Genomic DNA, 22,637 nt, shown 5'->3' on the forward strand with positions numbered 1-22,637 from the left:
GAGGAACCAAATCAAACTTACATTTGATAGGTTCCTCATTTTTTATGGAGACATTCACATTATTTCAGGCCGCCGCTAAGTAGGTTTCTCAACAATTGCTTGTCGCCGAGATATGACATTTTAGCGATTTTATCTTCACGCATAATGGCAACACCTGTAACTTCGATTGCTGTTGTCTCCCCGTCTTTATCTACATAATCAAGCTTGACCGTGAAGTTATAATTCGATGGCGTCACTTCGTTTTGCTCCACAATGACATCGTTCACCTGTAACTGATAGTCGTATCTGTCGGCTACCGTATGGAACATATCGAATTCATTCGTTCGCGTGTACAGTTCGAAAGTGCTCTCCGTAAAGTAAGGTCCGTATGTTTCCTCTAAATACGTCATGTATTGAGCGACTTCCTCCTCGAATTTTCCTTCATCGTCCGAGAAGTAATTCGCGAAGACTGCTTTTTCTTTCGGTGCATTCATTTGCAGTTCAACAACCGTTTTGACCGTTTCTATGATGTTATCTTGTTCATCGGTCTTCGAGCAGCCTGCACAGACAAGACAGATCGCAAAAAGAAATATGGATGCACCTGTTTTCCAGCGAGAAACTCTATTCATCATCTCCTCACCCCATCTATTCACATTTGTAGTTAGCTAGTATACGGCCGGCGGGCGATAAACGTTTCATTATTATCTAGACTTGAACTTCTAGTCGTCTGTCCGGGTTATTATCGATCATTTCCTGCTGTTTATCGGTCATTTCCCGGAAGTTATCGATCAAGTTCGGAGAGTTATCGTTCATTTCCCAAGAGTTATCGGTCATTTTCACAACTTTATCGTCATTTTGTGACCTTTGACCTGCCAAAACCATCTCTCAAAGAACCCCAAAAAACTTTTTTACAAACCTTTGAAACTTTTTTTGAAAATCTCCGTCTGTACGTTGCTTGAATGACAGTGGAGGTAAAGGTATGAGGAAGAATTCTAGTAAGCTGATACTTGTGTGCTTGTTTGTATTTATTATAAGTATAGGTGCGATATGGTTTTTCGTAGAGTCACAAGGAATAGCTTTTGCGCAAGATAGAGACCGCTTTATTATGAAGAAAGAATTTGAGCAAGTACTGACATTGCAGGAACGCCAGCCGATTTATATGAAAGGTGCAGCCTTGAAGCAGATTGGCGAGTTGGAGGCGAATCAGCCGGTTGCCATTGTCGGTGAAGATGAAGTGTATTATGAGCTTCGGCTTGGAAATATGTCTGCCTTTGTCCGGAAGGGGCACGGGACAGTCGAATCAATGAAGCTATCGACAGTTGTACATAAGGAGCGGTTGGCTGCTATTCTTTCATTGCAAAAAACCGCCGTTTACGAAAATCCCGACTTGCAGAGCAGCGTTATACTGGAGCTTGAGGAAGGTTATCGCTATCCAATCGTGCGAGAGGAAGAAAATTGGTATATCCTTACGATAGGGGAGCGTCCGGGTTATATTCATAAACAGTCCGTTGAAATGGATGAGGGAATGCCTGTACTTGTCTATCATCAAGTGTTGCCGCTAGAGTTGATGAAGACGATGAATAGCACAATTTCGTTGGAATCGTTTGAGCAGCAGATGGAGTATTTGGCGGAGCACCATTTTGAGACGTTGACTGCACATGAGCTTTATGATTATTTGGAAGGACGTCTTGTCGTGCCGGGCAAGGCAGTGCTGATTACATTTGATGACGGTTTGTTATCGACGAAGGAATATGCCTATCCGATTTTAAAACAATACGGCTTTACTGCACTACAGCATATTATTTCTTCACGTACGGGCCGGGCAGAGGGGACGCAGTTGTTTGATGCGGAAGGTCCGCTGCAGTTTTTTACAGCTGCAGATTTGGATGAGCTGGCGGATGTTTTTCAATTTGAAGCACATACGGATGAACTCCATGCACTGAACGGGGATACGGGAGAAGGTGTTGTGTTTGATCATACAAAGGAAGAAATCCTATTGGACTTACAGCAAAATGTTGCGCAAGTGCCGGCAGCGGTTTCGTTAGCCTATCCGTTTGGGCATTATAATAAGGATTTTATTGCGGCGGCGAAAGAGGCAGGGTTGTTGATTGGCTTTACGACGACGGAAGGGTATGCCAATCGAAAGATGTCAAATTATGAAGTTTGCCGATACGGTGTGACAGAGAAAAAGTCGTTCGATCAATTCGTTGCGTATGTGGAAGGGGACATGACTTGGTAGTGAAAGAGGGTGAGGATTCGTAAATGAGTACTATTGATAAAATCATCGATGAGCATTCGCGTTATTTAGTGCGCATCGCTTATTTATATGTGAAGAACTGGTCGACTGCCGAGGATATTGTGCAAGAAGTGTTTGTTACGTATTTTCAAAAGAGTGACCAGTTTCGCAATGAGGCATCGTTGAAGACGTATTTAACGAAAATGACGGCCAACCGCGCAAAGGATTATTTGCGTTCATGGAAGCATAAAAAAGATGTGCTGTTCGATACAATTTTTGTTTCGGAAAAAGGCGCAGATGAAGTTTTGTTGGAGCAGGAGCGGCTGGCATCTCTTGAGAAAAATCTTTTTCAGCTGCCGTTAAAGTACCGGGAGCCGCTAATTTTATTTTATTATGACGAGCAGTCGATCACGGAAATAGCAGCCTATTTGCAGCTCAACGAAAATACTGTGAAAACGCGGCTGCGGAGGGCAAAGCAGCAGCTTAAGGAATTTTTTGAGGAAGAGGAGGTAGAGAGCAATTGAATGATTTTAAGCGTAAGCTCGATCAAATGATGGGCGATACAACGCTGCAGGAAAGGCGGATTAAGCAGCGTGTGCATGAACAATTGAATAGAGCACCGGCGAGAAAGTTTTCTTGGCAAGTGCTGTTTGTCACCGCGGCGCTTCCGGTCGTGGCACTCGTTCTTTTTCTTGCGATTGACCCTACGAATTATCTTTCGGCAGATCAAGGGCCGGGCACCCCATATGACCCGCTGGACGATTTGGCGCAAATTTCGGCATTGCAGAAGAAGAAACAGTTGTCAGCCGTTGATTATGAAGTATTCGCGGAGCTTCCGCATTTTGATCAAGTCGATGGTCTGCATTATGTGGATAAAGAACAGTTTTCATTGAAAGGAAGTTCGGATACTTTCCATACAGTCATCGAGCGGAAAGCGAATTTATTCGACGAAGTTGTATACGAGACGGGCGACATTGTTCGCACAATGACGAATACGACGAGCCATTTGCCGACATATAATGATGCCTATTATGAGGTGATTGCGGTTCCAGGAGATCGAGTCGTATTGAAAAATGGCAAGCTGCGCATAAACGGCAAACCGGTAAAATCTGACCTTATGGATCGTTATGAAAAACACGGAGTCGAAATTGTAGGCGGATACGACCAGCTGTTGAATGCGCGGGAATATTTATTGTTAAACCATTTCCCGGCAAGTGAAACAGTACAAGGGGCGACAATTACACCTGTACACAAAATTTACGGGCAAGTAGTAGGCGTAGCGAGTGAAGAAGGTACTGATTCGATTTATATCGATTACTTAACCGGACAGCTTGCGGATGAATACACACCGGAACAGTATTTTGATTTGTATTTGTATGACGATTTGTTAGGCTATGGCAATTTGCCGGAAACGCCTCTGTTTTCGCAACTGACGAGGTTAGGTGAATTGTTCTTAGAGGCATCGTATCGAACGACCGCTTCTGTTTCTGAAAATGAAGTTGAAATCCGCTACGAATATGGACGAGAAGGAGTAGCGGAGCAAGTGTTTCATATGAAATGGGATGTAAATGCAGGTCGCTGGGTAATAGAAGAATAATGCTGGAGGGGGATGGGACCCCCGATATCATCATTTATAGAAACCAGGTTGGCAACCTCCCTAAAATAACCGTCAACCAACCGTTTAATATATAGGACGCGCTAATCTGGTTTCACGGTACCTTTTCACGGTGCCTGTGCAATGCATGCGCAGCCACCTCAATAATTCTGTAAAGTAGAAAGGGAGATTGAAAGTGAGGAAGAAGATATTTATTGGATTAGGGGCGTTGCTGCTTGCTTGCAGTCTGCCTTTATCCGGCACAATTGCTGCTAGCACGGAAGAGCGATTTTCAGATGTACCCTCATCAAAACATTTTGCTGAAGCGGTTAATGATCTAGCAGAACGCAAAATTATTGGGGGCTATCCGGACGGCACTTTTAAACCGGGGAACTCCATTACGAGAGGGCAGGCAGCTGCTATCATCGCCAAAATGACCGACTTGGACACTTCGAACGTGAAGAATCCAGGGTTTAAAGATGTCTCGACAGCGAATGGCTATTACAAAGCGATTGCAGCGCTTGCAGAAAAAAGCATCATTAGCGGTTATGGTGATGGACGTTATGGTCCGAACGATCCGATCACCCGTGCACAGATGGCTTCGATAATTGTGAAAGCTTTTGATTTGCCTCGTTATGACTTCACGTCATATAAAAGTCCATTCGTAGATGTGAAACGGGGAACGGGTCACGATCCGAGCATTATATCCATCTACAGACTTGGCATCACGGGAGGAACGACTCCGGAAACATTCAGCCCGAACTCGCCCATCACAAGGGGGCAAGCAGCCAAAATGTTGAAAGCGACCGAAGAAGCGAAGTCGCAAATTGTAACCGTACGGGCAAGTGATTTCGGTTGGGAAGAGTTTAAAATGTTTGATTCCAACCATGAGGATACCGGCTTGTACCATGCGGTTGTAGGAAGTGATAAACCAATGGGCAGCACTGCAGACAAGATCCACTTAGTCCCGCTGAAAGAGGGGGAAGGTACATTCCAAGTCGCATTAGTGTATTCGGGAAATCCTGATAAAAAATACTATCGCAAGTATTATGCGCACGTCAAAGAAGTGGACGGCAAGTTAAAGCTGACATTAGAAGAGACGCAAGATTTCCTCACAACGCCGGCTATCCTTGATGTAAGGGGTAAAAAACAGGTCCAAAACATATCCCTTGCCACGATGGACGGAAAGGAACTGTCTGACAATGTGGCGTTCAGGAAGTGTATCTCTTTCAGTCCTTCCGATTGCCGGGAATCTGATGCAACTGATAGTGAGGGCAAGTACTATAATATCCGCTTTGGTATTGATGAGCCGGGTCGATATATTGCCACGGTCCGATTCGAGGATGGAGAAGAAGTACGGTACGGCATCGAAGCGGTAAGCCTTACACCGCATTTTTATTACAGCATTCGGACATTGGAGGAAAGGCCGACTGCGTCAGTGGATCTAGGCGCAACATATGATATTGGAAAGCATGTCTTACCGAAAGATGCTGAACAGATTGCCACTGTCACAAGAGATGCGGGAACCAATGTATTCCATGCCGTCGGTAAGAAAAAAGGTTCCTTCAATATTAAACTTCCAGACCATAACAAGACTGATTTACTTGGAATCGGCGTGCATGTCCAGACATTGGGACCTATTATCAATGTCCAGATCTATGAAGAAATCGACACGCATATGTGATTGAATGTGAGTGGTATGACTGCAGGGATGACGAATGCGCAAGCATATCAATAGAAAGAGGTGTACGAAATTGAAAAAAATCTTCATTTCTTTTCTAACTTTATTCCTTTTCTTTTCAGTAACATCAACGGTTGACGCAGAGACAGAATATCCGCCGTACAACGATCCGATTCCGTTCAAGGATATGCAGAAGGGCAATGGTGCTTCGTGGGACATCATGTTCCTATACAAAAAGGGGATTATCGGGGGCTATCCGGATGGGACATTCAGGCCGAATGAACCAATCACCCGTGCACAAGCTTCCTCCATGCTCCTAAAGGCGCTTGATATTCCATTGGCGAAAAACCCGACTGTCACTTTCAAGGATGTGTCGAAACAGTCGACTCACTATCAGACGCTTGCGACCATTAATGAAAAGGGAATCCTGCGTGGGGAAAACGGCTATATGCGACCGGCAGAACAGACGACGCGTGCCCAAATGGCTGCGATTCTACGCCGGGCATTCGACCTTCCATTGGAACAGAAACCGATGTTTAGAGATGTCTCGCCGGCACACTGGGCATTCGGGGATATTAACAGCGCGGCACTGAATCGGATAGCAGGCGGCTACCAGGACGGTACGTTCAAACCAGGAAATCCGGTTACGCGCGCCCAGTTTTCTTCTTTCCTTGCACGAGCGATTGACGACAAGATGAAGTTGCCTACCCCGTTTTCCTATGTCAGCCAGAAGGGGATTGTCGTAGAAGAGGACGGGTTCCAGTATACGATCAAGGGCGAAAAGCTCGTAAAGATTAATAAAAAGACGAAAGAGGAAACTGTACTGCTGACGGAACAGGATTTCCCGACACAAGATGGACTTTTTGACGTCCACCTGGAAACAGGGTTTCCGATCATCCTCCAAAACAACATGATATACGTTCCATACTGGGCCGCTGTATCTCAAGTGGCCGATTATCCATATGCGTATGGTGTATTTCAGACGAATAAAAATGAAGTAGTAAATAATACGAAGTATATGGACATGGGAATCGATGCGGATCATGCAATGAGTATGCGGAATTTCAACGTCTATGGACATGACTACTATTATACTATAGAAAAAAACGTACGGTATTTCGATTACAATCCGATCTTCGACGAATCCGTAAATATAGACCAGACACTAATCCTTTACCACTATAGTCCAGACAAAATGGAACCAGTAAAAGTGATAGAGTTCGATGCACGCGTCATTTTCGAACGGCTTGATGGGTCCACAAGATTTTCAACTAACATTACGCAAAATAACAAGTCCGTCAAATTCGACCCGAGCACGATGTTTTATTTCAATAAAAAAGGTGTGTTTGCATACAGCTTGCTGGACGGGAAAACGAAAAAACTATCGAGTATCCAAGCGAAGGATATGAAACTGACAGCGGCAACCGTGGAAATTGTTGATGTGAACGGGAAAAAGCATTCGTTGAAAAAATGAACAGGAAGCAGACATGCCGAGCATGTCTGCTTTTTGCGTGCCCTTCTACTAGTAGTTTTGCCAATACTGTGGTGTCCAGGTTCTCCAGTAGTTGTTTGCAGCTGCAATTGTTTGATAATGAATAGCGATCACTTGTGATACTGCTATTAAGCTATCCGGATCTCTCGAATAAACAGGACGCAATAGTTTTCTAGTATCTTCTGAAGGCTGTGTGACTTCAACCCCTTTTTGCGCAAGCTTTATTGCTAATGCAAACCCTTCTTCTGGCGTTTGTGTAAGCAGCGTTTGCAGTTCAGCTTTTGCCATGCAGTGCACCTCCCAGGGTAGTTGCTATCGCTATACATATGCATAGGTAACCCGGTGGGTGTCACTTCTTCAAAAAGAAATAAAACCCCTAAAAAGGGGCTTCATATATTTCTAGTGATTGTATTATGAAACCGGTTTTAACCTTTTCCGTAATGTGATTGACTTATTTTCGCTTACAAATGTTGAACCTAAAAGCAATGCCCCACCAAGTAGTTGAACGAATGTCGTTTGTTCTTGCAAGATCATAACTGATATGACTAATGAGGTGATGGGGTCTGCATAGCTTAGTGCAGCCATGCTTTGTCCTTTTAACTTTTGCATACCAGAGAAGAATAACAAAAATCCAACCCCGGTGTGTCCAATCCCTAAAATCAGTATAAATGGAATGGAAGCACTCGATACTTCCAAAATCCCGAATCCTTCCGTGAAGAAAACATATGGCACTAGAAGGACTGTCGCAGTTCCAAGTTGAAGTACTGTCTTTTCTAAGCCATCCATGTTCTTGATGAATTTATTCAGGATCATTAAGGAAGCGTAGAATACAGCTGCCAGAAGTCCATACCCGATGCCGATTAGATCATTCAATCCAGATGTACTGACACGGCCATTCCCGACAATGAAAAGCATGCCTAGCATGGCGACACCGATGCAGATAATTTTCTTCGCTGATAATTTTTCCTTAAGTAAAAGTGGGGAAAGAATCAAGACAATAACTGGTGCAAAATAGTAGGTTAATGTTGCATTGGAAAGTGTTGTATGCTTGATTGCTTCGAAAAAGAAAATCCAATTTCCACTTAATGCAATACTCGAAAGTACGATTACTACAGCATTTACTTTTACCATGGTCCATGGAATTTTCTTCTTCATTATGATAAGGACTGCCGTTAAAAACAAACTGCCGATAAAACCACGTACTAAAGCTATTTCGCTTGAGGATAAATCAATGTATCTTACAAATACACCAATTGTCCCGAAGATAACCATAGCTAGTAAAAACTGAATTTTAGATGACATCGTCTACTCCTTCGGCTCTTTATGCATAAATCGCTGCATATATTGGTGCATTCATTATACTAAATAACAATGGACTTTGTAATAATTCCTCCAATATTTCGAAACCTTCAACAGGAATTTGTAGATGTCCGACAAAAGATACTATTACCCGGGAAATACCGACACTTTTTGAAAAGAGTTGCGTGTATTTGTCGAATAAAACCTTTTTGTATCACTTTCACTATTACGTTTTATCTAACTCGCTCTGCATTTTTCGCAAGGCAACAATCCGTTTCCAAATGGCTTTATTCTCAATTTGCGCAAATCCGCCGATGCCTGGTGTCGTATTCACTTCGAATAAAATAGGTGTACCTTCTTGATTCACACCGAAGTCCATTCCATATTCTCTATTAGGCAGAACGGAATAGATGACTTTTGCGGCTGCCAGTGCAATATCTTCTAACTTATTAACTGTCTTCTTTTGATTTCTGACTTTCGTCTGGGACAAAACTTCGGAGACAGTCATCACCCTAGCGCCCCTATGGAGATTCACAATCCCGCTTTCCGACACATGTTCCATTGCAGTCGTCCCATACATCCCGCCGATGACCCATGCGCCATTTAGTTTTTGGATATGAACTCGTATCGAACAAGGCTGTCCATTTTCAGTGAAGCTTTGAATATCTTCTTGAATAATATACAGGCCGCTTTCTCTCCCGAATTTAATAAATGGATGAAGGAGCTCCTGAATTTCATTGGCGTTCGACATGGATTTTCGGACAGGCGTTCCTTGAATGGTAAATCCATTTACATAGTATTTCCCACCGTCGTTTTTGCGGATCTTGAAGATTGCTCTGCCTTGGCCTGTCGTATTATGTTTCACGAAGACAGACGGATAACGGTTCAATAAGTCATCCAAATTGTCTTTACTGTAAACGGTCGTTTCAGGAATATGCTCTGCGACAAATGGGTCTTGCTGTAATAATACATGTTGCTCCCATTTCCCCAATGTTCTTTTCATGTGCAATAGTACCTCCCTATATGTAGCCGTTGTTAAAACGGATGTCTATTCCTATTTTATGCACGCGGAATGAAGGTAGCTGGATTTTTGGGAAAGGTGATGTGGAAAGTGAAGGTTGCTATCTAGGGTACCTGTCGAGTAATGTGGAAACTATAAATAGATTGCGAAAAGGCTGTGATTCATTTGATAGATGTTCCTTCAAGTTTAGCGGAATTGACAGATGGGTTCTCTTGGGAACCGATTACAATCGGACATTCGGAGGCGATGACCTTTTTGTTGAGAGGCTCCCACTCGAATCGCTACTTAAAAATGCAACGGAAAAACTTTGTTGAACGGCTATTTGCAGAAAAAGAGAAATTGGAGTGGTTGGAAGGAAAGCTGCCTGTGCCACGCGTGATTTTCTATGGCGAAGACGAAGCGAATGAATATTTGTTAATGTCTGAAGTGAAAGGCGTTAATGCATCGGATTCATCACATCAAGGAGCATTGCCTGCGATTTTGACGTCGTTAGGTGCTGGGCTTAAAACAATTCATCGCGTCCCTATCGACGATTGCCCTTTTGATCAAAGTCTGGGTGTGAAGATTGAAGAGGCGAAAAATAGGGTGAATCAAGGATTGGTCGATGAAGATGATTTTGATAAGGTGCGAAAAGGGAGGAAGACTAGAGACCTTTTTAAAGAGCTCATCACGAAAAGGCCATTACATGAGGAGCTCGTTTTTACGCATGGTGACTTTTGTTTGCCGAATGTCATTGTGGAAAATAAAAGAGTGAGCGGCTACATTGATTGGGGTAGGGCAGGAGTAGCTGACAACTATCAAGATTTGGCTTTGGCGATACGAAGCATCTCCAGTAATTTCGGCAAAGAATATGTGTGTTTCTTTCTCCAAGGCTACGGGATGGCTGGTTTGGATGAAACTAAGGTTGACTACTATCAACTAATGGATGAGTTTTTTTAATAAGAGTTTTGCTGTTTATTCACACTAACCTTTCGACCGTAAAGTCGTTAAAGAGTTGGTGTTTTTTGTTCGCCATTTTCCGTGTTGACAAAGAGCGTCGTATATTTGTCCAAGTAGGGAAGAGACTATCTTGAACGGACATCCGTTTAGGTATTCATTGACGGAAGAGACGAGGTGGAACATGACGATTGTACGACTGGGATATGTGGCGATGAGTATGGAGCTTACAAATGCATCACCGTCTAAAACGATGACATTTGCACAGTTCCAAAAACAAGAGGACCGTGAAGCGGCTATCCGTAAATTGGAACGGATTGCATTGGAGAATCTGGAAAACACATTTAGACTACTGAAGCATAATCTCTTTAATGACATCCATTTCTATCGCTTCTCCTCAAGACTGATTCCTTCAGCCACCCATGATGAGCTTGCGGGTTGGGATTATATGAAGCCTTTGAAAGGGAAGCTTTCTGAGCTTGGTAACTTTATCGAAGAGCATCAGATGAGGGTTGATTTTCATCCAGACCATTTTGTCGTATTGAATTCCCCGAAAAAGGACGTACTCATCAATTCAGTAAACAACTTAAAGATGCATCATTTGCTATTAAGCGGGATGAAAATAAATCCGACCCATCGATGTGTTCTACACGTCGGCGGCAACTACAAAGACACGGCAAAATCGTTGGAGCGTTTTGTTGAAAATTGGAGTGAAATTCCACTGCCAATTCAAAAGATGATTATGCTGGAAAACGACGATACATCCTTCACGCTTGAAGACACGCTTTATCTTTGCGAGAAATTGGAGATTCCTCTCGTATTTGATTACCATCACCATCTGGCATTCCACCGAAACCCAAACTGGGAAAACGACTGGGACCGTGTCGTACAGACGTGGAAAGCCTCTTCACTTCCAATCAAAATGCATATTTCCAGTCCGAAAAGCGAAGATAAATTCCGTCACCATGCGGATACTGTTGATGTGGATATGTTTTTCACATTTCTACATGAAATCAAAGGTTCAGTCCCGCAGATTGATTGTATGATTGAGGCGAAACAAAAGGACGTAGCTCTGTTTACGTTAGTCGAACAAATTAAGGAAAGAAAAGATGTAGAAATGATCGATAGCTCGACATTTTATTTGAAATAAAAACAGGTGCCTGTGCAAGACACAATTCAGATAATGCACTACAATTGTATAAATGCAATAGGAGACCTAAAGACGATCATGTTTAATGGGTTTTCTATTGCATTTTTATTATTTTCAATGAATTGTCATAAATGCATCTTGCACAGGCACCGACACAATTTACGCAATTGTTCTGAAAGATAATTATGGTAATGTAGTAACAAACAGTGCTTTCAGAAAGGGACGGTAAGTGTGAAATGGGAAATACGCAAGGTGACTGATGACAAAAAGAAAGAGATCTTATCATTGCACGTTGCTGAAGGTCAAAGGCAATTCATCGAGACGATAGAGGAATGTTTGATGGATGCAGAGCAATGGAAGGAATTTCGACCGGTTGGATTATATGTCGATGACGTGCCGGTCGGATTTGCAATGTACGGTTATTTGGGAGATGGCAAAGGTGGCGGCAATTTGTGGATCGACCGGATGATGATAGATGAGAACTTTCAAGGCAAAGGATACGGCCGTCATTTCATGGAGTTGTTAATGAAAAGAGTAGTAGATGAATATGGAGAGCAGCCTATATACTTAAGTGTTTATCCTGAGAATACAGATGCTATCCGATTGTACGAGAGGCTGGGATTTGTGTTTATCGGTGAATATGATTCGAAAGGCGAACAGATTATGGAATACAAAGGTAATTCCTAAAGGAGGCAACTTACCATGATATTTATTTTGCTTGGTTTCGTTGTGATCCTGCTAACCGCAACAGTCATTGTTAGTGTCAAGCACTACAAGAAGGAACTAGTGAGCCAAGATTGGTATGACGAACTTTATTATAAATTCCAGTCGATCGAATGTCCGCACGAGAAGCACATCAAGTTCTCGGAAACGAATTGGAAGTTCCATTTCACTTTTCAGCGTGAGAAGGCTATCACCGTACAAAAAGGGCTGGTCTCCAAACAAATACGACAACATCATTTTCGATTCTTTTGCGAGGAATGTAGGCAACAACGTTGGTTCGAGCATAGCAATTCTAGCGCAGAAACGAAAGGTCTATATAGCTTGCGTCTCAAATATTTGTTCCTGACTGGCGCCTCGATCATGCTCATTTTATTCCTTACTGGGAATCTGTTCAATTGGTTGCTTCGATTTCAGTAAGTAATTAAAACCACTCACGGCGTCAATTAGTGTTATAGTTAGAAAGTAAATTTTTTAAGTGAGTAGGTGGACAGCATGATTGAAATAAAAACATCTTCACTCAGTGACGGTGAATTCAACAGAGGCGTATTTGCGACGTGTGATATTCTCAAAGGAACGATGGTGCATGAAGCTCCTGTCATTGCATACCCGAATGACCAACATCCGCATATCGAGCAAACGCTATTATCTGATTACGCTTTTGAATATGGCGTTAATCATTCCGCGATCTTGCTTGGCTACGGGATGCTTTTCAACCATTCTTATAAGCCCAACGCTACGTATGAAATCAGTTTTGAAAAGCATACGTTTGATTTCTATGCGTTTACAGATATAAAAGCCGGTGAAGAGATTTTGATTAATTATAACGGTGACGTGGATGATAAAGAATTACTTTGGTTTGATCAGGAGTAAGAAGGATGAAATTAAATAAGAACCACTTTGTGAACGCAGGAATGAACGTATTCTTGTGTTTTTTTTATTCCCTCAATGGCATTCCTCCCGCCCCGATTCGTGGTGGACGTTCATAACTATCAAATCTCCCGAGTACACATATACTACATATTCAATGTTCAATCAGAGAGGAGACTATAATTGGCTGTACGGATTTTCCGCTTCATTATTTGCTTTGCAGCAATATTGGTCATTGGGTTAGGTGCGCAACAATTGAAAGCATCGGCAAGCTCTTCAGATTCTATTATTAAAATCTTTTTGAATACGAAAGAGCTGGAAACGAAAACACCTGCTAAGGTCAAGGATGGGACAACGTTCGTACCAGTACGGGCAGTATTTGAGTCATTAGGAATGAAGGTTAGTTGGGAGCCGAAGCAACAGTTGCTTACTATGAAAGATAGCGAGAAGACAATTATGTTAATTGTCGGAGAAAAGACGGCGACAGTAAATGGCAAGACGGTTGCACTTGAAGCTGCGGCTGAAAATATCGACGGAGCTTTGCAAGTGCCTCTTCAATTTGTAGGTGATGCGACAGGGACTGTGGTGTACTGGGACCCGTATAACGCCGAAGTTTCATTGCTGACCCGGAAATTCATTAAGGAAAGCAATATTGATATGGTAGAGCTTGATAGTTTAATCAAAGAGTATATGGACAAAAAAGCGAAGGATGAAGCTGCCAAGAAAAAAGAAGATGCCCAAGCGAAAATAAAGAAAAAACCAAAGACGCCTGTCGATTTGAATAAATTAAGCGGGATGTATGCAGGGTTCCGGAGTGATTTCGGCGGGTATGAATGTGGCGGCATGTGTTGGGATATGTATACATTCTTGCCGAATAAAAAAGTATTTATCGGCGTGCCTGCAAATGGAGGTCCAGAGACGATTAATTGTAAAAAGGAAGAATGTCTCAACTACTCGATCAGTAAAGGACAGTTGAAGTTAAGCAACGGGAAATCCCTTTCGATTAAAAAATCGGATAGCGGTTTTCTCGTCATAAATGGGATCACGTTGGATAAGGTGCAGACTGTGCCTAAAGGAACGAAGTTCAATAATACGTACAAATATATGGGGTATTCGGGCTTGATTGGCATTACGCCGGCCGCAAACTCGTGGACGTATAAATTAACTCTTCGAAAGGATGGAACGTTCGAGCTTTCAGGTGTGAGCATCGGGAGCTTGGCGGCAAATAGTAATCCTTCTACACATACGAGCCATACCGGTAAAGACGAGAAAGGAACGTATACGATTCAAAATAATACGATTACAATGAAAGGCAGTGATGGTAAGGTTCTTAAATCCCTGTTCTTCATTCATGATTCCGACGTGGATGATATCCAGATCGGGTTGAGGAATTACTATGTTAAATAGAAAATAGAAAAACAGCCAGTGGAGGCTGTTTTTTTTTTGACCTATCTCCTATAAATCCCGAAGTTCTACTACTTCGCCAGTGACAGCATCGATAGCTAGTTCAGAGTCGAGCAGCCCGCATAAGATGTATTTTTTCAGCTCCGCATCATACACATAGACAGGGTCCAACGTGATGTACGGAACCATCTTTTCGAAGGCTGTTTCATGATCGATGCGCGGCTCCGGCGCTGGGGTGAATGAATTGAATACGTCGAACATCGCTTCATTGTCGATCATATTGATGACTTTCATTGTTTCCCTGTCGATAATGAGGGCGAGTTTTGGCCGGAAAAGTGTGTTTTCGGCTTTGTTTGTATAACAGAAAGCCTCAATATATGAATGGGCTATGCGAAGCTCTTTCAATCTCCATTTGCCGCTATCGTCTGGGTACTCCATCCGCAGTGCATCATGGACAAGTGCAATGCACGCAACTATTTGTTCATTCGTCAGTTCGTAGTTATCCTGTCTATCGTTATGGAAAGCTTCGTCCGCGGTCACATCTTCCGCAAAGTTAATGAATTGACGTTCGATGCTTCCTCTTAACGGTTCGTCCCACTCCATGAGATGATCCACTTTGGCCATCCGTTCATCTGATAAGAATGGGATGCAGCGTTTCCCGTCCGCTGTGACATACACTTCATCGATTGCATAGACCGGCACGAATTTCTCCTCCGCTTCAGAAGGAATGTTGACAAGCGTGAGATGCTTCTTGACGGTCGGCTCGATTTCTTCAAGGGTCAGCTTGAATTCCTGCTTTTCGACAAGCTTTAGGTCCGGTGCATCGCCATAAGCGGAGAAGACAAGAAGCTTCCCGTCATCGTCAAACTCTACATTCAATTGGAAGCTCGGGGAAAGCCGGATGCCGTCCACGCGGGATGTGAACTGGAATCCGTTATCACTTGCTTGCTCTGCAAAGAAATCCTGCTCGTATACGAGGCCCGTTTGTCTTTCCAACCAAGCGGCTGCTTCTTCGATCGTCTTTTTTGTAAAAGGACGGACCGTTGAAAAGGTTGTCCCCCTTGTAAAAATGACACTTTGAAAACGGTCCTGCTGGATGTTGTAATCAATGCTCACGGTGCCATCCGGGTTTATATCTTCCTCAATAGGGGCTTCCGTATCATTTGGAAACCACTCCATATTTAATTCATAATCTGTCCCATTGCGCTTTGTGTAAAATGAATATCGGCCAAGGTGATAATGGTCAAGACCGAATTCCATGCTCGCCTTATCAGCAATAGCTTGTACACGTTTATCCATACAACTCGCCTCCTGTATATACGTGGTTTCATTATAGGCATGGAGTGGCGTTGTTTACAATTTATGCAAGCCGGCACGGGTAGTTAACGCGAATCCTGTTGGCTGATCGCAAGGTCCTCTTCTGCTATGACATAGGAATGAACGCTCACTAATAGTTCGGCAAGTTCCGCAGAGATTCGTTTCTTGCCGTACGCACAAACGTGTGGAAAAGCATATTCGCTAATAATTTCCTCGCAAGCGGTTTCGCACTCTTTAACAATATGGTGAGGCTCCTCATTGCTTGACCATTCCACATGCGCCCATGATCTGAAGAGGACATCTTTATCGACATAGGGTTGAATCGTCTCGAGAAAGAACTCGATAATTGCAGGGGGGCTGTAACTGCCGCTTGACCTGTAGAAGTATAGGCTGTTGACGAAATGGACGACATCCAAATCCGAGGCGGAATGACGGCGATTAAGGTCCCGGAGAAGTCCAGCGGTGATTTTATCATTTTCTACGATTATCACCTGTTCTCCAGCAGCTATCCCTTCTTCGATAAACGTCAAAACCTGGCGGAAATACTCCTTTTCATCATTGTACAAATATAATAAATGTAAGTCTCTCTTCTCTAATAGAAGCTGATTCAAAGTAATCATTCCATGACCCCTATCATTATTCGATAGTTCAATTATACTTATATTTCACAAAACCAACTAGAGGTAATTTAGCAGGGTGCCTGCACAATTTGCAACGTGCAGCTAATCATGAGGAACGGGTATGAACCAATTCACCTTGGACCCATACTTCCCGAATATTTTCGGGGCGCGTTAAATAGATGATTTTCTCAAAAATGTCCATTTTGCTTTCATTTGCATCGTAAAGCGGTAGACGTGCATTTGCCGTTCTCGTGTCAATGACTTGTACATCCCAAGCAAATCCTTCTTGCAAGCGCCCGACCGGAAGGCTAAGGCTCTCACCGCCGCCAGCAGTTGCGAGGTAGAAAGCTTCATTAATTGTAATGCGGGAGTTAGGAACACCACGTTGTTCTGCTGATAGACTAGTGTCTACGCCATCTTCCAACATTCGTGAAGATATGACCGCTTGCCTTGTATTGTCGTATAAGCTTGGCGAGAAACCGCCTGAAATATCAGAGCCTAGTCCGATGTCAATGCCCATCGACATGAATCGGGCTACTGGGAGAACACTATTTGCAAAATACGCATTGGAAATTGGGCAATGCGCGATGGCACTACCTGTTTCGGCGAATAGTTCGGCATCTTCATCCGTCAGGAAGTTGGAGTGAGCCATAACGGTCTTTTCTTGTAGTAAACCGAAATCATCAAGCGCTTGTGCATCGTTTTTGCCGAAGCGCTCCCTGACGTAGCCATGTGCCCAGTCGCTCTCACTGCAATGGGATTGGATATGGGTATCATATTTGGCTGCCAGCTCGCCTAATCCACGTAGTGCTTCATCCGTACAACTTGGAATGAACCTAGGAGTGACGACGGGATAGACGCCTTGTTTGGCTTGCTTCCCTATCTCTTTTACAGCTAATATGAATTCTTCCGTTTCAGCAAGAGCTGTTTTTGTATCGGAATCACGATAAAAAGAGGGCGTCTGTTCAGGATCGTCCATAACGACTTTCCCGACAAGTCCACGCTGTCCTTTCTTCGCACAAATGTCTGCTAAGACGATGCTCGCTTCTTTGTGGATCGTTGCAAAATAAAGGGCTGTTGTCGTACCGTTTGCTAGCAACGTTTCCACAACATCTTCATACACTATTCTAGCAAAATTTGCATCCGCAAACTTTGCCTCCGTTGGAAACGTGTAAGTGTTCAACCAATCATTCAATGGTATATCGAGTGCAGTACCTGATTGGATCCATTGCGGCGCATGGATATGGAGGTCGACGAAACCGGGGAGGAAGTACATACCTTCTTCGAGCCGATGGAAAGCATTTGTGTTTTCATAGTCATGGATAACTTCATTGTAAGCTGCATCTTCAGGATGTAAAACCTTCGCAATTTCACCTTTGTCATTAATACAAAAGAGACAGTCATGTAAAACGTTGACCTCTTGCGGTGAGTTGCTAGTAAAAGCGGTGCCTTGGAATACTTTTGTAAATCTGTTCATAGGTGGGCTCCTTTTGTTATGTACTTTGCTTATTAAAATATATACGAAAAGCGAGCAATTCAAAAGCCATCCGAATCATTCCCATGTGTACTAAATGTAAATATCTCTACTTTGATGAATTGTCATAAATAAAAGTACCATGCACAGGCATCACCTGCGCAATGGCACCTGTGAGGATGAAATTACCAGCTGAGGGCCATGCGTAAGGTGCAGCAGTTGTTTTGGGTATCGCTGTTTGTGAAATCGATTCGGATGCCGCTGGGCGTATACTCGAGGGTGTATTTGATTGTAACGCCTGTTGAGCGGACGAGTCGTTCGACTTCGCTTTTGTCAGATCGTTGGGCGGCGTCCATGAACCTGCGGGCGAAATCATTGGAAGACGTTATTGTGCCGATGAATAGATTTGCTTGATTCATTACTTGCTTGAACCGTTGTGCCGACTCATTGAATTTCCGCGTATCTACTGGAGGATAGGGATTCCCTCCATTTTGCGGTGTACCCGAGGGTATCGCCGTATATCCCGGGTGAACCGGTATGAAAGCCGGTTGCTGGGAATTATAGCCGTAGCCATGGGGAAAAGAAGAATAATACATAGGCAACCTCCGTATTCCTTCGATGCCTCAGTATATGCCTATTGTCGAAAACTCGTGTGCCCTTATGCTTTAAGTTACAGTCCGCTTTTTGAATAAATCACCTGCAATTCGACGAGTACTATCGTAACTGGTGAGTAACTGGAGGAATTAAAGTGCGCACACCCAAAAGCAGTACCCCTTCAAAAGACGAAAAGAAAATGAAGCAATCCTTTATTAATGACCTTGAAATGAATGTCAATCTTATAAAAGAAGCATTTTCATATCCAACCAATCAATCGCTTAAAATTCGAAATATTTCTATTTTGCAGGGGGCAAAAAAAGGCGTTATTGTCTTCCTTGAAGGAACCGTCGATAAAACTACGGTTGAAGCATATATTGTCGAACCACTATTGAGCGCAGCTGACCTCCCGAAAGATGAGAGCGGCATGACTGACGTAGCGGATCGCGTGTTCGTGGCAACAGGTACAAAGAAACTTGCGAAACTCGATGATGCTGTCAACGATCTATTGGGAGGCAACACCCTTATTTTATTGGAAGAAGAGCAAACAGTACTATCTGTGGCAACAGCAGGTTTTGAAAACCGGAGTGTAACCGAACCGACAGTGGAGAATGTAGTCAGAGGACCGAAAGAATCATTCAACGAATCAATGCTAGTCAATCAGTCGTTAATCCGAAAACAGATTAAAGATAGTCGGCTGGTAAGCGAATCGATGACGGTCGGAAATAGTGCCTTAAAAGAAATCTCGATTATGTATATAAAAGATGTTGCTGACGAGGAACTGTTGAACGAAGTGAAAAAAAAGATTGGTGAAATCGAAAGCGATGTCGTCCAAAATCTTTCCATACTGGAACAATATGTAGAAAGCAGAACCTATTCAATCGTACCTTCCACACTGTTGACAGAACGGCCAGATCGGGCTTGTTCCTTTCTTTTAGATGGTCATATTGTGTTGTTAATGAATAGCTCGCCATACGCATTAGTCGTTCCCGTTACTTTTTGGAGTTTATTCCATACGATTGAAGATCAATACCTCCGCTGGGCATACGCGAACTTTATTCGCGTTATTAGTGTAATCGCTATTTTTATCGCCCTTTATACACCCGCAATCTACTTGGCGGTCAGTACGTTCCATATCGAAATGCTGCCTCCGGATCTTTTGTTTGCTATCGCTGCAACAAGGGAAGTCGTACCCGTCCCGGTTTTATGGGAAATCATTTTACTGGAAATCGTATTTGAAATATTAAGGGAGGCAGGTATACGAATTCCGTCGGTAATCGGTCCAACGATCGGCATCGTAGGGGCGCTCATATTAGGGCAAGCTGCAGTACAGGCGAATCTTGTCAGTCCGATCCTAGTCATCGTTGTCGCAATTACAGGGTTGTCCTCATTCGTCATCCAAGATGTGAACTTAGGTTTCATGATTAGAATCCTTCGTTTTGCCTTTATTTTCATTGCGAATTTTATTGGCTTTTTCGGGATATTTTTAGCCACTGCCTGTCTATTCACTTATATGGTGTCTTTAAAATCGTATAATGTTCCTTTTTTTGCACCGTTCGCTCCTTATTTTCGTTCACCAAAAGGTTTGATTTTCCGTCCGCCAGTATGGAAACAGGTTTTGCTTCCTTTTTATTCGAATAGCCAAAATGAACAAAGGGGCAATAAATCGAAAGAAGGTTCAAATGATGATTAAGGCTAGCGACGGCAAAATTCGGAAAAGGGAACTAGTAGGCATCGTCATTTTCTTATTTACTATTCAAGTCATGGATACAACTCCGGACTTGCTTTTAAAATACGGAAAAAATGCGGCATGGATGATGCCTATTATTTCCTTTCTATGTATGCTGATTCCCTTCCTCATTCTGTTAAGAATCGTGAAAAGAAGGAATACAGGTCTGACAGAGCTTATATTTATGCTGATGGGGAAACGAATTGGCTCCTTCATCATGCTCCTGTTTTTCATCATTATTTTTAGTGCCACGGTGATTAATAGTAGGAATTATACGGACATTTTCAACACGATGTTTTATCCGAAAACCCCTATTCCATACCTCTATATCATGCTATTGGGGGCAAGCTTCTACATAGCAAAACGTGGATTGGAGAATATCGGTAGAACTGCTTGGATCTTTACGCCTTTATTGTTAATTCTTATGTTTGCTCTCATTGGTTTTGTGTGGGAGGAAATTTCATTCATTCGTATATTCCCGATTGCGGGTCCGGGCTTAAAAACAATACTGAAAGAAAGTGCAGTTCACAGTTCAATTTATGGGGAGAGCATTTTTCTGCTAGTGCTGTTTCGATTTGTCAAAACGTATAAAGATATGCGGTTTGGCTCTTTGCTTGGATGGATCATTTCTGTCTTTACGCTTGTTGTATTCATGATAGTGTATGTGGCAGTTTTTGACTATCCGGCAAGTCAAAATATCGCTTATCCTTTTCAACAAGTAAATCGCCTAGCGACCATCGGAACAATAAGCCATATAGAATCCATTTATTTAGCTAGTGCGACGGTTGCTTCGGCTATTCATTTTTCGATTTACTTGTACTTGTCGGCGTATTTCTTATCGAAAATGCTGCATCTGCATGAATTTGAACAGTTGCTGCTGCCATTGACGGGGCTTGTAATATTGATAGGATTAATATCACCAAACATTTTTGTTGGAAACACACTTAGGGAATCTTTAGTCCAATCTAGCTCAATTATATTGATGCTTTTTCCGTTCGTCTTATGGATAGTGGATCGCCGGAAAGGAAAGATGGAAAATGAAACGGCCTAAGCTATATTTATTGTTGCTGTCGATGTCATTCGTCTTATCAGGCTGCTGGGATAAAGTGGAGTTGGAAGAACGAGGATATGTTGTCGTATTAGGGATTGACAAAAGCGACAAAGACCATATGGTCGATGTCACATTTCAAATTGAAAATCCGCAAGTCGGTTCCTCAAGCTTGTCGATGTCGCAAACTGAACCACCGAGTGACATCCTAACGATTACTGCGACAGATATTTTAGCAGCGAAAGAATTGGCAAATAGTATCGTCTCAAGGGAAATTGATCTTTCACAATTGCTGACCATCATAATAGGAGAAGAATTTGCGAAAAGCGATTACTTTCACAATGTCATCGCTTCTTCCGTACGTGATCCGGAAATACGGAGAAAAAGTATTATGATTGTAAGCAAAGAAAAAGCAATGAAATTTATTAATAACAATCATTCCCGAATGGAAACGCGTCCGCATAAATATTACTCTTTTATGAGCGACAGATGGAAAGATACAGGGTTTGTTCCGGTATCCGATTTAAACCGTTATTTTCAAAGAACTTCAGGCGCCTTATTTTTAGCTATTTATGCGACTTCGGAGAGAGATGAAAGATACCGGGAAAGTCCCGATAATTATGAAGCAGGACAAGTTCCGCAAAAAGAGGGAGATCCTGTTCAAATGATTGGTTCTGCAGTGTTAAAGGAAGGTAAAATGATTGATGTTTTAACCGGAGAGGAAACAAGAAGCTCACTCCTGTTACGGGAAAAAAGTCTGGCCCATCACTATATAGATTCATTTGAAGATCCGAAAAAGGCCGGTCATAGAATTACTGCAAGGCTCATAAAGGAAGATCGTACGGATGTGAAAATAAATGTGGAAAAAAGTACTCCGGAGGTGCATGTCACCGTCCCACTGAAAGTTCAAGTTCTTTCGATTCCAAGTTTAACGGATTATGCAAGTGATGAAAGAAACCAAGAGCTTTTAAAGAGAGAGATTCGTAAAAACCTGGAAGATAACATTTCAAGTCTCATCACTAAAACACAAGAAGAATATGGTGCAGAACCTTTCGTCTGGTATGAAGCGGCGCGCCGTGAATTTTGGACGATGCCGGAATTTTTACAGTATGATTGGCAGTCAAAATATCGTGATGCAGACGTACATGTAGATTTCAAAATTACAATTGAAAGTTTTGGCAGCCAATTGAAGCCTCAAAAAATTGAAGGGAAAAAGGAGTGATTGTATTGCCATTTCCATTAGTATTCGTATTTTTGTATGTCATGGTTTATACGGCAATCTATGGACGTATGATTTGGCGTTCTGGGAATAAATTTGCAGGCGTTATTGTGTTGTTAATGGCAGCAATGATACCTGCTCTTTTAATGCTACTGAGGTTTTACAGTTGAAGAAAGAGGAAAGTGAAAGGTGCCTGATTTGCATTCGCAGGCACCTATTTTTATGTATTGGTTTTCATTTGATTCCCAAAAACA

23 protein-coding genes are annotated in these 22,637 nt (G+C 42.7%); 14 read left to right on the forward strand and 9 right to left on the reverse strand.

Annotated elements, in window-relative coordinates; all coding sequences use genetic code 11:
• Window positions 1–59: 59 nt before the first annotated feature.
• Window positions 60–611: a hypothetical protein gene (locus ACR65H_RS13145; protein ID WP_440500816.1), complete on the reverse strand. Its 552-nt coding sequence runs from the start codon at window positions 609–611 to the stop codon at window positions 60–62.
• A gap of 73 nt (window positions 612–684) precedes the next feature.
• Window positions 685–861 carry a hypothetical protein gene (locus tag ACR65H_RS13150; protein WP_440500818.1) on the reverse strand — a complete coding sequence of 59 codons (177 nt, stop codon included), beginning with the start codon at window positions 859–861 and terminating at the stop codon, window positions 685–687.
• 223 nt (window positions 862–1,084) lie between these two features.
• On the opposite strand from ACR65H_RS13150, the gene ACR65H_RS13155 reads away from it, so the two are divergent.
• The 5 genes from ACR65H_RS13155 to ACR65H_RS13175 all read left to right on the forward strand — a co-directional run bounded on the left by ACR65H_RS13155 (window position 1,085) and on the right by ACR65H_RS13175 (window position 6,964).
• Window positions 1,085–2,218, forward strand: a complete 1,134-nt coding sequence (locus tag ACR65H_RS13155; RefSeq protein ID WP_440500819.1) for a polysaccharide deacetylase family protein — start codon at window positions 1,085–1,087, stop codon at window positions 2,216–2,218.
• A 23-nt stretch (window positions 2,219–2,241) separates the two neighbouring features.
• Entirely contained in the window at window positions 2,242–2,739 is a 498-nt protein-coding gene (locus tag ACR65H_RS13160; protein ID WP_440500821.1) for a sigma-70 family RNA polymerase sigma factor, read from the forward strand.
• Window positions 2,736–3,812, forward strand: a complete 1,077-nt coding sequence (locus tag ACR65H_RS13165) for a S26 family signal peptidase (RefSeq protein WP_440500822.1) — start codon at window positions 2,736–2,738, stop codon at window positions 3,810–3,812. Before ACR65H_RS13160 ends, ACR65H_RS13165 begins: the two co-directional genes overlap by 4 nt.
• A gap of 193 nt (window positions 3,813–4,005) precedes the next feature.
• Window positions 4,006–5,493, forward strand: a complete 1,488-nt coding sequence (locus ACR65H_RS13170; RefSeq protein WP_440500824.1) for an S-layer homology domain-containing protein — start codon at window positions 4,006–4,008, stop codon at window positions 5,491–5,493.
• A 70-nt stretch (window positions 5,494–5,563) separates the two neighbouring features.
• Complete coding sequence (locus tag ACR65H_RS13175; protein WP_440500826.1) at window positions 5,564–6,964, forward strand: S-layer homology domain-containing protein; 1,401 nt, start codon at window positions 5,564–5,566, stop codon at window positions 6,962–6,964.
• A 48-nt stretch (window positions 6,965–7,012) separates the two neighbouring features.
• On the opposite strand, the gene ACR65H_RS13180 is transcribed toward ACR65H_RS13175, so the two are convergent.
• From ACR65H_RS13180 to ACR65H_RS13190, 3 genes are all read right to left on the reverse strand, one after another.
• Complete coding sequence (locus ACR65H_RS13180; RefSeq protein ID WP_440500827.1) at window positions 7,013–7,270, reverse strand: hexameric tyrosine-coordinated heme protein; 258 nt, start codon at window positions 7,268–7,270, stop codon at window positions 7,013–7,015.
• A 123-nt stretch (window positions 7,271–7,393) separates the two neighbouring features.
• The gene (locus ACR65H_RS13185) at window positions 7,394–8,284 is read right to left on the reverse strand and encodes a DMT family transporter (protein WP_440500828.1); all 891 of its coding nucleotides are present in this window, start codon (window positions 8,282–8,284) and stop codon (window positions 7,394–7,396) included.
• Between the two features lie 223 nt (window positions 8,285–8,507).
• Complete coding sequence (locus ACR65H_RS13190; protein WP_440500829.1) at window positions 8,508–9,284, reverse strand: YheC/YheD family protein; 777 nt, start codon at window positions 9,282–9,284, stop codon at window positions 8,508–8,510.
• 183 nt (window positions 9,285–9,467) lie between these two features.
• Between ACR65H_RS13190 and ACR65H_RS13195 the strand changes: the two genes are divergently transcribed.
• The 6 genes from ACR65H_RS13195 to ACR65H_RS13220 all read left to right on the forward strand — a co-directional run bounded on the left by ACR65H_RS13195 (window position 9,468) and on the right by ACR65H_RS13220 (window position 14,385).
• Window positions 9,468–10,241: an APH(3') family aminoglycoside O-phosphotransferase gene (locus tag ACR65H_RS13195; protein ID WP_440500831.1), complete on the forward strand. Its 774-nt coding sequence runs from the start codon at window positions 9,468–9,470 to the stop codon at window positions 10,239–10,241.
• Between the two features lie 181 nt (window positions 10,242–10,422).
• Window positions 10,423–11,388, forward strand: coding sequence for a UV DNA damage repair endonuclease UvsE (uvsE, locus tag ACR65H_RS13200; protein WP_440500989.1), 966 nt, complete (start codon window positions 10,423–10,425; stop codon window positions 11,386–11,388).
• Window positions 11,389–11,619: 231 nt separating this feature from the next.
• A complete protein-coding gene (locus ACR65H_RS13205) occupies window positions 11,620–12,075 on the forward strand; it encodes a GNAT family N-acetyltransferase (protein ID WP_440500833.1) in 456 nt (151 codons plus the stop codon).
• Window positions 12,076–12,090: 15 nt separating this feature from the next.
• The gene (locus tag ACR65H_RS13210; RefSeq protein WP_440500834.1) at window positions 12,091–12,528 is read left to right on the forward strand and encodes a hypothetical protein; all 438 of its coding nucleotides are present in this window, start codon (window positions 12,091–12,093) and stop codon (window positions 12,526–12,528) included.
• A gap of 75 nt (window positions 12,529–12,603) precedes the next feature.
• Entirely contained in the window at window positions 12,604–12,981 is a 378-nt protein-coding gene (locus ACR65H_RS13215) for an SET domain-containing protein (protein WP_440500836.1), read from the forward strand.
• A gap of 180 nt (window positions 12,982–13,161) precedes the next feature.
• Window positions 13,162–14,385 (forward strand): stalk domain-containing protein, encoded by a 1,224-nt coding sequence (locus ACR65H_RS13220; protein WP_440500837.1) that lies wholly within the window; start codon window positions 13,162–13,164, stop codon window positions 14,383–14,385.
• Between the two features lie 48 nt (window positions 14,386–14,433).
• Here ACR65H_RS13220 and ACR65H_RS13225 read toward each other — a convergent pair whose 3' ends face one another.
• The 4 genes from ACR65H_RS13225 to ACR65H_RS13240 all read right to left on the reverse strand — a co-directional run bounded on the left by ACR65H_RS13225 (window position 14,434) and on the right by ACR65H_RS13240 (window position 18,389).
• Entirely contained in the window at window positions 14,434–15,681 is a 1,248-nt protein-coding gene (locus ACR65H_RS13225) for a hypothetical protein (protein ID WP_440500838.1), read from the reverse strand.
• 83 nt (window positions 15,682–15,764) lie between these two features.
• Complete coding sequence (locus ACR65H_RS13230) at window positions 15,765–16,319, reverse strand: MEDS domain-containing protein (protein WP_440500840.1); 555 nt, start codon at window positions 16,317–16,319, stop codon at window positions 15,765–15,767.
• A gap of 106 nt (window positions 16,320–16,425) precedes the next feature.
• Window positions 16,426–17,796, reverse strand: a complete 1,371-nt coding sequence (gene guaD / locus ACR65H_RS13235; RefSeq protein WP_440500841.1) for a guanine deaminase — start codon at window positions 17,794–17,796, stop codon at window positions 16,426–16,428.
• A gap of 182 nt (window positions 17,797–17,978) precedes the next feature.
• Window positions 17,979–18,389, reverse strand: a complete 411-nt coding sequence (locus ACR65H_RS13240; protein ID WP_440500843.1) for a YuzC family spore coat inner layer protein — start codon at window positions 18,387–18,389, stop codon at window positions 17,979–17,981.
• Between the two features lie 152 nt (window positions 18,390–18,541).
• On the opposite strand from ACR65H_RS13240, the gene ACR65H_RS13245 reads away from it, so the two are divergent.
• From ACR65H_RS13245 to ACR65H_RS13255, 3 genes are read left to right on the forward strand one after another with little or no spacing between them, the layout of a single operon-like run.
• Window positions 18,542–20,080 carry a spore germination protein gene (locus ACR65H_RS13245; RefSeq protein WP_440500844.1) on the forward strand — a complete coding sequence of 513 codons (1,539 nt, stop codon included), beginning with the start codon at window positions 18,542–18,544 and terminating at the stop codon, window positions 20,078–20,080.
• The gene (locus ACR65H_RS13250; protein WP_440500846.1) at window positions 20,073–21,167 is read left to right on the forward strand and encodes a GerAB/ArcD/ProY family transporter; all 1,095 of its coding nucleotides are present in this window, start codon (window positions 20,073–20,075) and stop codon (window positions 21,165–21,167) included. Before ACR65H_RS13245 ends, ACR65H_RS13250 begins: the two co-directional genes overlap by 8 nt.
• Window positions 21,154–22,386: a Ger(x)C family spore germination protein gene (locus tag ACR65H_RS13255; RefSeq protein WP_440500848.1), complete on the forward strand. Its 1,233-nt coding sequence runs from the start codon at window positions 21,154–21,156 to the stop codon at window positions 22,384–22,386. Before ACR65H_RS13250 ends, ACR65H_RS13255 begins: the two co-directional genes overlap by 14 nt.
• Window positions 22,387–22,637 lie beyond the last annotated feature (251 nt).

This window comes from Sporosarcina sp. SAFN-015 (assembly GCF_059415085.1).